This window comes from Psychrobacter sp. 4Dc (assembly GCF_002836715.1).
In the GTDB taxonomy this organism is placed as follows: domain Bacteria; phylum Pseudomonadota; class Gammaproteobacteria; order Pseudomonadales; family Moraxellaceae; genus Psychrobacter.
Window position 1 is genome coordinate 1 of the sequence record NZ_PJAT01000090.1, and the last position, 15,461, is coordinate 15,461.

General features: G+C 41.8%; 12 protein-coding genes and 1 pseudogene. 11 read left to right on the forward strand and 2 right to left on the reverse strand.

All coding sequences use genetic code 11. The features are described from left to right. The first annotated feature begins 530 nt into the window (after positions 1–530). From CXF61_RS06535 to CXF61_RS06560, 6 genes are all read left to right on the forward strand, one after another. Positions 531–1,085 carry a carboxymuconolactone decarboxylase family protein gene (locus CXF61_RS06535; RefSeq protein WP_165597613.1) on the forward strand — a complete coding sequence of 185 codons (555 nt, stop codon included), beginning with the start codon at positions 531–533 and terminating at the stop codon, positions 1,083–1,085. Positions 1,086–1,195: 110 nt separating this feature from the next. Then, positions 1,196–1,849, forward strand: a complete 654-nt coding sequence (locus CXF61_RS06540; protein WP_165597614.1) for a DsbA family oxidoreductase — start codon at positions 1,196–1,198, stop codon at positions 1,847–1,849. A gap of 70 nt (positions 1,850–1,919) precedes the next feature. After that, on the forward strand, positions 1,920–2,807 hold the full coding sequence (gene yghU, locus CXF61_RS06545; RefSeq protein ID WP_165597615.1) for a glutathione-dependent disulfide-bond oxidoreductase: 888 nt from the start codon (positions 1,920–1,922) through the stop codon (positions 2,805–2,807). 187 nt (positions 2,808–2,994) lie between these two features. Then, on the forward strand, positions 2,995–3,537 hold the full coding sequence (locus CXF61_RS06550; RefSeq protein WP_165597616.1) for a peroxiredoxin-like family protein: 543 nt from the start codon (positions 2,995–2,997) through the stop codon (positions 3,535–3,537). Between the two features lie 542 nt (positions 3,538–4,079). Continuing rightward, positions 4,080–5,072, forward strand: coding sequence for an acyltransferase (locus tag CXF61_RS06555; protein WP_165597617.1), 993 nt, complete (start codon positions 4,080–4,082; stop codon positions 5,070–5,072). 87 nt (positions 5,073–5,159) lie between these two features. Continuing rightward, positions 5,160–5,726, forward strand: coding sequence for a hypothetical protein (locus CXF61_RS06560; protein WP_165597618.1), 567 nt, complete (start codon positions 5,160–5,162; stop codon positions 5,724–5,726). Here the strand turns inward: CXF61_RS06560 and CXF61_RS06565 are convergent. Together CXF61_RS06565 and CXF61_RS06570 are read right to left on the reverse strand one after the other, a co-directional pair. Then, positions 5,714–6,946: pseudogene (locus tag CXF61_RS06565) on the reverse strand (IS3 family transposase). The gene CXF61_RS06560 and the pseudogene CXF61_RS06565 sit on opposite strands and share 13 nt — an antisense overlap. An 83-nt stretch (positions 6,947–7,029) precedes the next feature. Next, the gene (locus CXF61_RS06570) at positions 7,030–7,893 is read right to left on the reverse strand and encodes a universal stress protein (protein ID WP_114700183.1); all 864 of its coding nucleotides are present in this window, start codon (positions 7,891–7,893) and stop codon (positions 7,030–7,032) included. Positions 7,894–8,312: 419 nt separating this feature from the next. Between CXF61_RS06570 and CXF61_RS06575 the strand changes: the two genes are divergently transcribed. From CXF61_RS06575 to CXF61_RS06595, 5 genes are all read left to right on the forward strand, one after another. Beyond that, complete coding sequence (locus CXF61_RS06575; protein WP_165597619.1) at positions 8,313–8,846, forward strand: DUF2058 domain-containing protein; 534 nt, start codon at positions 8,313–8,315, stop codon at positions 8,844–8,846. A 455-nt stretch (positions 8,847–9,301) separates the two neighbouring features. Then, the gene (locus CXF61_RS06580) at positions 9,302–9,706 is read left to right on the forward strand and encodes a hypothetical protein (protein WP_165597620.1); all 405 of its coding nucleotides are present in this window, start codon (positions 9,302–9,304) and stop codon (positions 9,704–9,706) included. A gap of 354 nt (positions 9,707–10,060) precedes the next feature. Continuing rightward, entirely contained in the window at positions 10,061–12,109 is a 2,049-nt protein-coding gene (locus CXF61_RS06585) for an FAD-dependent oxidoreductase (protein WP_264755674.1), read from the forward strand. Between the two features lie 196 nt (positions 12,110–12,305). Continuing rightward, a complete protein-coding gene (locus tag CXF61_RS06590) occupies positions 12,306–13,604 on the forward strand; it encodes an ABC transporter substrate-binding protein (RefSeq protein WP_165597622.1) in 1,299 nt (432 codons plus the stop codon). Then, the gene (locus CXF61_RS06595) at positions 13,601–15,364 is read left to right on the forward strand and encodes an ABC transporter permease (protein ID WP_165597623.1); all 1,764 of its coding nucleotides are present in this window, start codon (positions 13,601–13,603) and stop codon (positions 15,362–15,364) included. The genes CXF61_RS06590 and CXF61_RS06595 overlap by 4 nt, the downstream gene beginning before the upstream one ends. Positions 15,365–15,461: the final 97 nt, after the last annotated feature.

Consider the following 15,461-nt stretch of genomic DNA (forward strand, 5'->3'; position numbering starts at 1 on the left):
GTAATGAGATAACAAAAACAAGCATCTGATTTGAAGCACATTTTTATTGTCTGACATACACTATAGACGCAAATGAACGGTCGTTCAAGTAATGTTATACATTGGCATAACAAACATCATATTAATAATATTTTCTCTACATGCGATGAATGAAATCGATCAGCTCCATTTCGATAAGTCTTGTTCGTACTACAGAGCCACTAAAGTTAAAAAATATTTTTATCGTTGTTTTTTCTTACTACTTACACAGTGTTACCTTCTTAAGATATTGATATTAATAGAGTAGTATGAATTAAGCAGAGTAATGTAATTTAGCCATTACAATTTACTTGAACGATTACTCAAATAATTATTGAGCGATTGCTCAATAATTATTTATAGTAGTCTCTATTGACTCGCTTACTAAGCAAAGTTGCTAATTTTGAGTAAATACTCAAGCCAATAATTGAATGTAATCAGCGATTGCTTTGAAGCGGGCATGAAAACTCTAAAACAGACCAAATCTCAAACCTATTATTAGGAATTATGTTATGACCGAATTTACTCTACACGATAAAGACACAGCCCCAGCAGAAAGCAAAGACTTACTTGATTCTTCAATCAAAGCATTTGGTATGGTACCTAACCTACACGCTGTGATGGCTGAAGCGCCTGGCTTGCTAGAGGGCTATCAAAAGCTACATCAACTGTTTTTAGACAGCAGTTTTGATGATGAAGAGACCACTGTTGTATGGCAAACTATCAACGTTGAGCATGCTTGCCATTACTGTGTGCCTGCGCATACTGGTATTGCTAAGAGCATGAAAGTAGATGACGCTATCACTGATGCATTACGTGATGAAACGCCACTACCAACTGAAAAACTGGAAGCATTGCGTACCTTCACACTATCTGTAGTCCGTAATCGTGGTAACGTTGATGACAGCGCGGTTCAAGCGTTTTTAGATGCAGGTTACACTAAGCGTCAGATTCTTGAAGTTATCCTTGGTGCTGCTCAAAAAATAATGAGCAACTACACGAACCACATAGCTAACACACCAGTCGACAAACCATTCCAGAAGTTTGAATGGCATAAAGCTGACTAATACGTTTTTCAGCTAACGCTGACACAGTCTATTTGATGTTTTCATGCTGTTGTTCGAAACATCTTCGGGCAGCAGTTTTTCATTTTAATTCATCGCTAATGAGAGATCCTATGGAACAGGTAAAAAAACCCTTACAAATAGACATCGTGTCAGACATTGTATGCCCTTGGTGCGCTATCGGTTATAGTCAATTGGCCGAGGCATTAAAACAAACCAACACGCCGCATGAGATTCATTGGCATCCATTTGAACTAAATCCTAATACGCCGCACGAAGGACGAAACTATCGTGAGCATATTATGGAGAAGTACGGTACAACTGCTGAAGACGTTAAAGAGAGCCGAGCTAGAATGACAGCAGCAGGTGCAGAAGCTGGATTTAATTTTCAGTTTACCGATGATTTCCGTACCTACAATACTTTTAATGCGCATCAGTTGCTGCATTGGGCTGATCAGCAAGGACGTATGCACGACCTAAAACAAGCATTATTCGTTGCACACTTCGTTGATAATAAAAACGTGGCTGACAGTACCGTACTGGCAGATGTGGCAGCAGATATCGGACTGGATCGAGCTGAGGTACTTGCGGTCATCGAAGATCAACGCTTTGCCAATGTGATACGTGAAGCCGTACAGCATTCAAAGCAGCAAGGTGTTCAAAGCGTACCATCGGTTATCTTTAATGGTCGTCATCTGGTGAGCGGCGCACAAGGTGTAGAAAACTACAAAAACATCTTAAAGCAACTAGCAGACATGCCAGAATAAAAACAATAAACTGGATCTGATTTACCAATTACACCCTACTGAGCACAGTATATAAAAAGGTATCATCATTATGTCAAACTCTAATCATTACGAGCCACCCAGCGTCTGGACATGGGATGCAGAAAGCGGTGGTAAGTGGGCAAGTGTCAACCGCCCTATCGCTGGCCCAACACATGAAGCGGATCTACCTCGCGGCAAACATCCGTTACAGATCTACTCAATGGGCACCCCTAATGGCCAAAAAGTCACCATTATGGTTGAAGAGTTATTGGCATTAGGTGTGACAGACGCTGAGTACGACGCGCACCTTATTCAAATTGGTGAAGGCGGACAGTTCTCATCAGGTTTCGTTGAGCTAAATCCAAACTCAAAAATCCCTGTACTTTTGGATACAGAGACTGGTAGCCGTGTGTTTGAGAGTGGCGCCATTTTATTCTATCTTGCTGAAAAATTCGGAAAACTACTGCCTAAAGATGCAGCAGCACGTACTGAAGTCATGAATTGGCTCTTTTGGTTACAAGGCTCTGCTCCTTACTTAGGTGGCGGTTTTGGACATTTTTATTTTTATGCGCCCGAAAAGTTTGAGTACCCTATCAATCGATTCACAATGGAAGTAAAGCGACAGTTAGATGTACTAGAACGTGAGCTTGCAGAAAATCGCTACCTAGGTGGCGATGAGTATACGATTGCAGATATCGCCACTTGGCCTTGGTATGGCAATCTAATACTAGGCGAAGCATATAATGCAGGAGAGTTCCTACAAGTTGAGAGCTATCCAAATGTACGCCGCTGGGCAACTGAGATTTTAGAGCGTCCTGCTGTGCAACGTGGTCGCAAGGTAAACCGCACTTGGGGTGAACCTGCTGAGCAATTACACGAACGTCATGACGCCTCAGACTTTGAGCTAAAAACTCAAGATAAAGTAGACCCTCAGACAACTGAAGAAGCAAAAAAATAGACGCTTTGTCTATGACTTACTAGCTTACTTAAGTAGTCTTATTAATTGATTTTAAAGGTAATGTTAACTTTTCCTATTACTACTTGGGACTACTGTAAACATCCAATACTTTTGCACTTAAGACTGCTAATGTAAGGCTGTTAAATACCAACTAACCATAAAAATATTATTAAAAAGGATAAGAACTATGTCAACAGATTATGCTCAAAAAATTCAAGCCGGTACTACGTTTCCTGAAATGGAAGTACAAGTATTAAACGGTGAAATCACTTCATTAGGCAAACCTAAAAACGGTCATGACTGGAAACTGGTTGTTGTATACCGTGGTAAGCACTGCCCAATTTGCACAAAATATCTAAATACCTTAGAGACAGTAAAACAATCTTTCTATGACGTCGGTGTCGATATCATCGCAGTATCTGCAGACAGCAAAGAGCAGTTAGAAGGTCATCTAGATCAAATAGATGTTAGCTTCCCTATGGCTTATGGTCTGACTATCGAACAGATGAATACGCTAGGTCTATATATCTCTGACCCACGTTCAGAGAAAGAAACCGACCATCCTTTCGCTGAACCTGCTGTATTCGTTATCAATGCTGAAGGAAAAGTACATATCGTTGATATCTCGAACGCACCGTTCTCTAGACCAGATCTTGAAGCCTTGGCAAATGGTTTGGATTTTGTTAGAAACCCAGAAAACAACTACCCTATCCGTGGTATGCACGGCTAATTGATATAGTAAATATAAAGTGTTGATTCACTCGATTATTTAGCTGCTCAATATCTAACCAGCATCTAACCAGTTAAATAATAGAGGGCGTATTGAGATAATTCTTGATACGCCCTTTTTTTGTTTATTGATAACTTAACTGCTATCAAATGCAGTCGCTTCATACCTAACTTCATCAGTATTTGCTCAGTACTAATGTTTGAGTAGCACTGTTAATCTATAAAAAGAGGTTCTGTGTGAAAATCATAGACTAGCCAGCCTATAAGGGCTATATTTGAGCTCGAAATATCATCATAAACATGTTCCCTTTTAATTAATCTGTATTTCATTTTTTATCGGTTAGTTTTTATAAATAAAACAGACTGTGTTTATGGTCTGGTTCGTATTTCGCTTTGGCAAAATCTTGATATAATTGTACGTTCTAATTCACCAATGCTGTTTATTATTTGTTGTTAACACTCGTACACTGAGATTAATTTCTGCTAAAATCATGCAGCAACATTATCAATATCTCATCATAGGTATGAGTAAAAGGATTCGATATGCGATTGAAATCAATCGTTCAAAAATTACATGAACGCGCTCCAAAACTGGGCAAAGCTGCCTCACTGACGACAGCAACCAGCGTTATCACTTTCAATAGTATGTTAGCTGGTCTACCTGTCTGGGTCATGGGTGCTACCAAGGCTATCACCGGTGCTGCCATCGCTGACAAAGCCGTTATCGATGTGACGAACTATTGGATCAATAGCAACAATGCATTGATCGATAACGTATTACCGCGCAAAGATTGGCGCATTAATCTGCCTGATGATGTGCATACCAACGGTAAGTATCTACTGGTGAGCAATCATCAATCATGGGTTGATACCAGTATCGTGCAATATATCAGCGAAAAACGTTTGCCATTGACGCGCTTTTTTACCAAGTTTGAGCTCATATATATTCCTGTCATTGGTCAAGCTTTCTACTTTCTCGACTTTCCTATGATGCGTCGACACTCTAAAGAAGCCATCGCCAAAAACCCTGCTCTAAAGGGTAAGGATATCGAAGAAGCGAAACGAGCATGTGCATTGCTCAAGGACAAGCCTTTTACACTATTGAACTATCTAGAAGGGACTCGCTTCACTCCTAGCAAACATGATAAACAAAAATCCCCATATACGCATTTACTTAAGCCACGCGCTGGCGGGTTATCACTGGCTATGAGTGCATTAGGGGAAGAGATTGATGGGATTTTGGACATGACGATTGTCTACCCTGACGGTGTTCCCACTTATAGTGATCTATGGAAAGGCAATATCAAGCGTTTAGGTGTCGATGTACGACATATTGAGATACCCAAAGACCTGTTTACGGCGATCAAAAACGGTGGCTATGAAACAGATGAAGCGATAAAAGCACAGATGTTTGATTGGGTAGAACAGATATGGCATCAAAAAGATCAACTAATCACAGAAATGTTGGCTGACTTTGAGAGCAGTGACTTTAAGAGCAATGACTCTGAAACTAAAGATAGTACTGAACAGGCTTAGCCTATTCTATCTACCAATAATCTTTATTATTTGATAACCTCAAGGTGTGTCGCACGTGTACTAATATGATAAAGGTAAAGCCATATAATGATGAAGTTCCGCGAAAAATGGTTTCGGGCGTTGTGCCTTGCAATATTAGTACATGTTGGGGTTTTCTTTATTTTCTATCTCAACACTCATCAGACGGATTCGGTAGAAGTAGCTGAGAGTCAAACGAACTCGACTGAACCTATTGCTATCAACAATGTAGATCTACCTGAAAAGGTCTATACCACTACTGTCACCAACACTAAGACATCTAATGACACTAACAACAATGTAGAAGACACGGTCAATAAAAAATCTGAGATTGGTAATGAGCTTGAAGCATCTCAGCTAACAAGTAGTGATGAGCAAACAGCCAACGTGGAAAGCAGAAAAGCACCCTCTTCTCCAGCGACCAACAACGTCGATAATAAACCTAAAAAACCAGCTTCTACATCGATAGAATCAGTACAAGCAAACAAAAATCCTCCGCAAAAGGAAAAGGCGCTAGATGCCCAAACTGATAGCACTACCCAGTCTATAGTTGCAAACACTGATGATAAATTAGAAGTGACCCCTGCCGTCAAATCCGTACAGTTAAACTTGGGAGATTTGAATCAAGCAGCTTGACGATAATAGTCAAACCATACCTGTCTTGGCGACTTATAGCCTAAACTCTTTTGAATCCTCGTTTGGTTGTAGTACAGCTCAATATAGCCAATGATATCATTGATTGCTATAAACCTTGTTTTATAGTCTTGGTAATACACTAGCTCATTCTTTAATGTGCCCCAGAAGCTTTCTATGGGTGCGTTGTCGAAACAATTGCCTTTACCACTCATCGAGCCTTTGAAATTATGCTGCTTGATGATTTTGTGATAGGCATGACTACAATACTGGCTGCCTCTGTCAGAGTGCACAATCAATCCTTGGCTTGGACGTTTATTCTTGATTGCCATATTGAGTGCACGACATACTAAATCTGCGGTCATTCGCTTATTGATAGCATACCCGACCAGCTCTTTGGTGTATAAATCTTTGACTCCAGCTAAATACAACCAACCCTCATTGGTCCAGATATAAGTAATATCACTGACCCACGATTCATTAGGATGCTTAGCATCAAATTGCTGATTTAGTATGCTTGGATAGACAAGCTTGTTATGGTTGGAATCAGTGGTGATTTTAAAGCGTTTGTGACGACGGCATTTGATGTCATGTTCTTCTTTAATGCTTCTGACCATATATAGGCTAATATCGTGCCCTTGCTCTATCAGCTTTGCGTGCAGTCGATCAGCACTATAACGTGCTTTTGTTTTACTATGTGCCGCTCTGACAAGTAGCTCAGACTGATTACGATGTATCTGTTGCTCACTAATATCACGACTCAGCCAGTCATAGTAGCTAGAATGCTTAACCTTTAGTACACGACACATAGTAGTGATACTAAAGAAGAGATCGTTGTTTTTGATAAAGGCGTACTTCACTAACTGTCACTGCGGGCATAGCCCTACGTCTTGCGTCACTAAAACAGTCTACTAGACTGTTTCTTAACGTTCCTCATTGGCAAAGTACGCCGTCGCCTTTTTTAATATCTCTCGTTCCTCTTCGGCTACTTTAAGCTGTCGTTTGAGCTGCTTTATTTCCTGAAGAGCCGTCATAAGATCAGGATCATATTGTTCTGTGCCGATAAGCTTGCCTTGATTGGCTTTATTATGCCAATTAGATAAGGTCTGCATGGCGATGCCAAGGTGCTTTGCGGTCGCTGAGATATTGCCATTATTGTCTGCTATCTTCTTGACGGCCTCGGCTTTAAATTCGTCACTGTAGCTTCTTATTTTCTTGGTCATGATAAACTCCGATTAATACGCTTAGTTTACCAAGTTTAGGTGTACGGTTTTTTCAGCATAGCTCACACAAATACATGACGTTATTACCGCACTAGAATGACCGGTGATAACGTGCTAGCGATAATTTCTGTCGTTGTACTACCGAGAAACAGTTGCTGCCATTTCGAATGTCCGTACGCCCCCACCACCATAATGTCGACATTGTTCTCTACCTGAAACTTTAACAATCCGTCCACCGCATCAGAAGCAGATAAATGATGTGCTTCAACGACAAACCCTGTATCTTCTAACTGTGCAGCGGCGGCGCTCATACTTTGCTTGGCGGCGTCATTCTGATTACCTACCATCACGATATGGCCTTTTAGACCTTTTAATAATGGACTTTTTGACACCATTCGTGCCGCTTTAATAGAGGTTTTGCTACCATCAAAGGCAATCATATAAGAGCTTGGCTCTTCAAATTTCTCTGAGCAAATCAATATGGGAATATCTGACCCACGAGCGACTGTCTCAATCTGACTACCAATATTGATCCGACTGTTCTTATGATCTTCTCCGCGTCGTCCCATTACAATCGCACGATTTTCTTCTTTGAAATGCTCAATACTAGGAAGCAGTTTGCCGTGGCGTTGATAAACGCGAACACTGACATCAGCGAAACTGCTTTGAATATGACTTTTGGCATCTTGTACCAACGCATTGCTATAGCTGTTGACGACTTTTGCTCTTTGCTCATCCAATTGGGACAACTCTTCTAATAAAAACTGACGACTATTGATGCCTATCGCGCCTGACAAGTCACGCCTAACTGAAGCAGGCACGTCACTGACATGTAATAACCCAACAGGTACGTTTAATTTACTGGCATACCATGCTGCATAGTCACAAACCGATTCAGTCACTGCCGAGCCGTCAATACAGGCCAAAATGTGCTGTGATGTTGTCATAATCTGTCCTTAAATTTAATTATTTAATCCTATACAGCTTGTTAGTCCTGACCAAGCCATGCTCTTTGGCTTATGTTCTCTGCTTTATACTCTTTAGCTTATGCTCTTTGGCTTATGTACTCTGACTGGGGTATGTTTCATTTACCTTATAATAGTTATTTTTCAAAAATTATCTTATTAAGTAAATTTACCCCTTCATTTGATAATAACCAATTTACACGGCTTCATCCAGCGATGTGTGCGACCCTTTTGCAATAATTGCAATTTGTTACTGACAGCCTTGTACATGGCTCACCGCAGATTGAAACTTAGCTATATAGAAAGTCTTATCATCGTCTGACCACATGCGCTAGCAAAGTTTGCTACAATGTATTCTTTAGCATTTATGATTTCGGTATCGTTATTTAGGTGATTGGATTATGGCAAAAAATGCCCTACAGGCTCAATTATTAAAGGCTGGATTGGTTGATAGCAAAAAGGCCAAAAAAATCAGCAAACAAACGCAACATGCCAAGCGTACTGGTGACTCAGAAAGCGTCGAAGCAAAGAAAGCGCTGGCAGAGGCGCAAGCCCAAAAGCTGGAAAAAGATCAAAAGCTTAATCAAGAAAAACAGCGCGTATTGGAAGAGAAAGCATTGAAAGCCAATATCGTCCAAATGATTAGGCAGCATCAAATTACTGAGACAGAAGGTGAGGTTAGCTATCAGTTTGTCGATGAATCCAAAGTAAAGAAAATCGCTATCACTCAGAAACTCTACGATCAAATCGTGGCTGGCCACGTGGTTATCGCACGCTTGGAAGAGAGCTACGCGCTATTGCCTCGTCCATTGGCTGATCGTATTGATTCAAAAATGGAAGGCTTTATGGTTGTGTCAAACGACACTGCTGAGGAAGCATTGGCAGAAGACGATCCGTATGCCGCTTATGTGATTCCAGACGATTTGATGTGGTAAGGCATTATTCTACTGCTGTTGGCTTTACTATAGTGTTATAAGCATCCCCTCAAAAGCCCTTTATAGAATTTACGTTCTATAAAGGGCTTTTTGCATTTATATAGGTTAGGCAAATCTTTAGAGCGCAAAATAAACGTTAAATGTGTCGATAGACTCAATCAAACGTACACAAATCGGGCTTCTTTAACCTAACATTGCTGGTTTGGTTAAAGAAAGTAACCTAGCGATCTAATTGCTAGAATATGGATATAATCAACTTGAACAGTTATTCAATAACCACTACAATGCGTTTTTAGTACGTTTTGTGGTAATACTTTGTTTATTTTTGAGTAATCACTCAATATTGTTCATATTTTACCTGTGTTTGTTACCTGATAGTTCGGTGCCCTCGTGCCCGTTGTATTTGCTTAATTTGTTCCAATTCACTTTTACTTTTTCTCAAAAAGAGATAATTCATGCCAAAACATTTACCACTCTCACTATTGTTTCTTCGCCTTGGTGTTTTCATCGTATTTTTCTTTTGGACACTCGACAAATTCGTAAATCCTGAGCATGCCGCCAATGTGTTTGCTAAATTCTACGCTTTAGAAAACTTAAGCATCACTATTGTTTATCTGATTGGTAGCTTACAAATCATTCTTATCTTCTCGTTTGTCATGGGTTTATTCAAAAAATGGACATACGGCATTATCTTATTACTACACGCCGCTTCTACTTTTGCATCTTTTGGTCTTTATCTAACGCCTTTTGATAACTTATTGTTCTTTGCTGCATGGCCAATGCTGACAGCCTGTTTGGCGCTATACCTAATGAGAGACTATGACGCCCTAACATTGGGTAAAAATACGTCTCCAGTATAACTGTTGGCAGCAGTGCTTATTGCTTCAGTCGTATAAATGTCAGCCAATAAGACATAATATATATACTATCAAGACTGCCGACTTCATTTTTTTATCGTAGTTAGGCGATTCAGACAATTAGCTTAGCTTTGATCGCCAATTTTTGTTAAATATAGTTACTCGAATTCTGTTACTTAGACAATGAGTATTCTACTGTTTGAGCAATGACTACTGTTTTAGCTTTCGCTCCCTTATTTGGCCGGACTTTTCATGATTAAAAGAATATTTTTAATACTATTAATATTGATATTAGCGGCAAGCTTTTTTTATTTTGACCTAAATCAATTATTGACGCTTGATGGCTTAAAAGGGTCGATGGCGCAATTTAATGAATACAAAGCGCAGTCACCGCTATTGATTATCGGTGGGTTTTTCCTACTATATGTCGTCGTTACTGCCCTCTCCTTACCAGGCGCTGCGATTTTGACGCTAGCCGCTGGTGCACTATTTGGTTTGGTTCAGGGCTTACTCGTTGCCTCATTTGCATCGAGTATTGGTGCTACGATTGCTTTCTTGGCATCGCGATATCTACTGCGTGACACCATCAAACAGCGCTTTCCTGAGCGGTTGTCAGCTATTGATGCAGGCGTCGAAAAAGAAGGTGGATTTTATTTATTTACCTTACGTCTGGTACCCATATTTCCCTTCTTTTTGATTAACCTATTGATGGGTGTGACGTCTATTAAAACATGGACTTACTACTGGGTTAGTCAAATCGGTATGCTGGCTGGAACGTTTGTCTTCGTCAATGCAGGGACACAGCTGGCACAGATAGACAGCTTATCGGGTATTTTATCTTTCAACTTAATTGTCTCATTTGCATTATTAGGTTTCTTCCCATTAATAGCAAAAGGAGTGTTGAACATGTTTAAAAAACGCCGTGTTTATAAAAACCACACCAAACCTAAAAAGTTCGATCGCAATATGATTGTGATTGGCGCAGGCGCTGGCGGATTGGTCACAAGCTACATTGCCGCAGCAGTAAAGGCAAAAGTCACATTGATTGAAGCAGGTGAGATGGGCGGTGATTGTCTAAATTATGGCTGTGTACCTAGTAAGGCCATCATTAAGAGCGCAAAAATTGCTGATCAAATTCGTCATGGGGAGAACTACGGGTTAGAGAATACCGTACCACAGTTTTCGTTCAAAAAAGTGATGGCACGCGTACAGCAAGTAGTGGCCGATATCGCGCCACACGACAGTGTTGAGCGCTATACCAATCTGGGTGTCGATGTGGTCAAAGGTTATGCCAAATTGGTCGACCCATGGACAGTAGAAATCAAACTGAACGACGGCGGCATGCAAACCTTAACAGCGCGTACCATTGTCATTGCCACTGGCGCTCGCCCATTTGTACCGCCTCTACCAGGTATAGAAGAAACAGGCTACGTAACCAGTGACACGCTATGGACGAAATTTGCTGAGCTAGAAGAAGCCCCGAAAAAGCTAGTAGTACTGGGCGGTGGCCCAATCGGTAGTGAGCTTGCGCAAAGCTTTGCTCGTCTGGGTTCTAATGTGACGCAAATTGAGATGAGCGATCGCATTATGGGTAAAGAAGATCTTGAAGTGTCTACCTTTGCTCACCAGTCGCTTACTGATAGCGGTGTTAATATTTTGACCTCACATCAAGCAATGCGCTGCGAGATGCGTGATGGTAAAAAATACATTATCGTCAAACACAATGAAACAGAAATCGATATCGAGTATGATGAGCTACTTTGTGCCGTTGGTCGTAGCGCACGCCTTGAAGGCTATGGTTTAGAGGCGCTAGGTATCGAAACCAATCGTACGATCGTGACCAACGAATATCTCGAGACGTTATATCCCAATATTTTTGCCGCAGGCGATATCGTTGGCCCATACCAGTTTACTCATGTTGCTGCCCATCAGGGTTGGTACGCCGCAGTGAATGGTTTATTTGGCAATCTGAAAAAGTTTAAAGTAGATTATCGCGTCATTCCTTGGGTTACGTTTATCGATCCAGAAGTCGCTCGTGTTGGTATTAACGAGCAAGAAGCCATTGATAAAGGCATCGATTACGAGATTACTCGTTTTGAGTTTGAAGAGTTAGATCGTGCCATTACAGATAGCGCGGCTAAAGGCTTTATCAAAGTTATCACACCAAAAGGTAAAGACAAAATATTGGGTGTTACGGTGGTTTCTGAACATGCAGGCGACCTAATCGCAGAGTTTGTACTGGCCATGAAACACAGTCTGGGTCTTAATAAAATATTGGGCACCATTCATAGCTACCCTACTTGGGCAGAAGGTAACAAATACGCCGCTGGTGAGTGGAAACGTGCTCAGGCGCCTGAGACCGTATTAAGTTGGTTAGAGAAATACCATACTTGGCGTCGCGGTTAGTTAATGACGGTTAGTTAATATCAGTTAATTAAGGACAGTTTGCTGATCAACGTCATTAAATGACGCGACTGGTAGCAAAGTTCTAAAAGACTCCAATAAAGCTGGTTTAGATTTTGTGGTATTTGTTTGGTTTGACATGGCAGGCTATGAAATCTTTACCAGCTTTACTAACATTTAAATCATAACGGAAACTTGAATGCGCGTTATTACCACTTTACCGATGCTCAAACGTCTTACGCGATATAGCACCTACGCTATGGTGATGAGCATTTGTATTGGTATATCAGCAAGCACAGCATCGCCAACTACTGCCAATATTAACCAAGACTTATCACCTTGGCAGCAGATAGAAGCCCAAGGTAGCAATCAAGACGTTTATTTCTATGCATGGGGCGGTGACCCACAGATTAACGCTTATCTACAATGGGTCGCTGATCAAGTCGATGATAAATATAATATCAACTTAGTTCATGTCAAATTGAGCGACACCAGCGAAGCAGTCAGTCGGGTACTAGCAGAAAAGTCTGCCCATAATGATGATCAAGGTAGTGTCGATTTGGTCTGGATTAATGGTGCTAACTTTGCCACCATGAGTGAAAACTCGTTATTACTCAAACAATGGGCCAATAAACTGCCCAATTTTGCGCTGACGGACCCAGAGAATAATCCAACCGTAAATTTCGACTTTGGTGTGCCGACCAACGGCATGGAAGCACCGTGGGGACAAGCCTCTCTGACGTTCTATTATGACAGCTTGTCGACCAGTAAACCGCCAACAACGCTAACTGAACTGACCACTTGGACAGCACAAAACCCTGGCCGCTTTAGCTACCCAAAGCCACCTGATTTTTTAGGTATGAGTTTCTTAAAATACGTCTTAGTCATGCTGCATGAACAACAAGATGCTCAAACGGGTAAGAACACTAGCGCACAGCTCAACTTGCCTGCCACTGAAGAAAACACCGCGCTCGTATTAGATCCGCTATGGGCGTTTTTGGATGGCTTTCATCCAACCTTATGGCGTAATGGCGAGCAGTTCGTGCAGACAGGCTCGCAGATGCGGCGCTTGGTCGATGATACGGAGCTGAGTCTCGCGTTTACCTTTTCGGCACCAGAGGTTCCTGCAGCCGTACAGCGTTATGACTTACCCAAAAGCATTCGCAGCTATGCGATGAGTGACGGCAGCTTAAGCAATACTCATTTTGTCGCTATTCCTTATAACGCTAGCCACCCACAGGCCGCACAATTAGTAGCCAACTTTTTGATGAGCCCAGAAGCCCAAGCAAAAAAACAAACCCCTTCGGTATGGGGTGATAAAAGCGTACTGGTTCAATCTACGCTTAGCCCTGTACAACAAGCATTATTCAAAATGAAGCAGTCTCATCCAAGCGCCCTGCCCTTTGACAGTGTCAAACGTACGGTAAGCGAGCCGCATCCAAGTTGGGTAGAGGCCATCCAGCAAGGCTGGCAAGCACGTTATGGGGTGAGTCCATGAGCCAAGATTTTGACAAAATAACGAAAAAAGGTGATAAACCTAGACCTATTACGCTTGAGAAGAAAGACCTGTTTACGCGCATCGTGTCTTTTAGTCCCAAACTCTTAATTCTCATATTAATATTACCGGTACTCTGTGGCCTTATCTGTGTACTGTTGCCTGCCCTGAGCTGGCTTCCTGCTCTAGAAAAAACGACTCTGAATCTGCAAGGGTTTATAAACCTGTGGCAAACGCCTGGCATCACGCAGATGGCTGCGTTAAGTCTCGCTACAGGACTTATCAGCACCTTACTTGCTTTTGTCATTGCCCTGATGATATTGGCCGCGTTTTTTAACAGTGTTTGGTTGCAGCGTATTGAGCACTTACTAAGCCCTATCTTGGTTATTCCTCATGCAGCTGCAGCCATTGCCGTTGGGTTTTTGATTGCGCCATCAGGCATGTTTGCACGCCTCATCTCCCCGTGGCTAACTGGTTGGGAGATGGCACCCGATGGTATGTTTCCGCATGATCCATACGGTATCAGCATCATCTTGGGTTTAACCTTAAAAGAGCTGCCTTTTCTATTATTAATGGCACTGGGCGCACTTGCTCAGCCTGAGCTTGGTAAAAAACTGCGTCAACAATATACCGTTGCGCTCAATTTAGGTTATTACCCAATTACTGCCTTTTTTAAGACGGTCTTGCCCCTGTTATATCCTTTTCTACGTTTACCAATTTTAGCAGTGTTGGCATATGCCAGTGCGAGCGTTGAGATGCCGTTGATATTGGGCCCTAACACACCGCCAACGCTTGCCGTCTCTATCATACAATGGTTCAACGATGTTGACCTGACATTGCGTATCAAGGCATCAGCAGGCGCATTATTGCAGCTCGTACTGACAGCAGGTTTAGTCGGCTTTTGGCTGGGCGGCGAAAAAACTATCAAGGCAATATTTAGTGTTTCGTCAGTCAATGGCAAACGTCATTATGCAGATACTATCTGGCAAAAAGTCACCGCTATACTTACCGTAGGCGTGATTGGTTTTATGCTCATGTCACTCGCTGGCCTTGTTTTATGGGCATTTGCAGGGTTTTGGCGGTTTCCAGCGATGCTACCAGAGCAATTCGTGCTATTACACTTTCAAAGTGCCTTTACTCAAATGAGCACACCATTGGTCAATACGCTTAGCATTGGGGCCGTCAGTACTGCCTTTGCTGTTTTTCTGACGTTGCTATGCTTGGAGGCTGAGCAACTGAGTGCTAAGCCATTGTCACACTTCACCAGTTTTATTATTTACTTACCGCTCTTGGTGCCAAGTATTGCGTTTTTATTTGGCTTGGTATGGTTACAGCAGTTGGCCAATCATCAATCAGAATTTTTTAATGTGGCCTTTGCTCATCTTTTATTCGTGCTACCGTACGTGTTTTTATCACTGGCCAGTAGCTATCGACGCTTAGACTCACGTTTCGCTCATGTGGCCGCTAGCCTTGGCGCTGCACCCATCAAAGTGTTTTTTCAGATAAAACTGCCGCAGTTATTTGCCCCTATTTTGATTGCCATTGCTCTCGGTCTAGCAATCAGCTTTGGTCAGTACTTACCAACTCTATTGGCGGGCGGTGGACGTATTGCTACTATTACGACAGAAGCGGTGACATTGGCAAATGGAGCCAGTCGGCGTACCAGTGCTGTCTACGCAATTATGCAAATGGCGCTACCGCTCATCGGTTTTGTATTGGCTTGGATGCTACCCAAATATTTCTTTAGAAGTGGCGCACGATAGCAGGTTGACCACGAATAAGAAAAGTTGTGAAAAGCATCAGCTATCGAAAATAGCCGTTATGAAAAAAATAGCTGCTAGAAATACGAAATACTAAAAT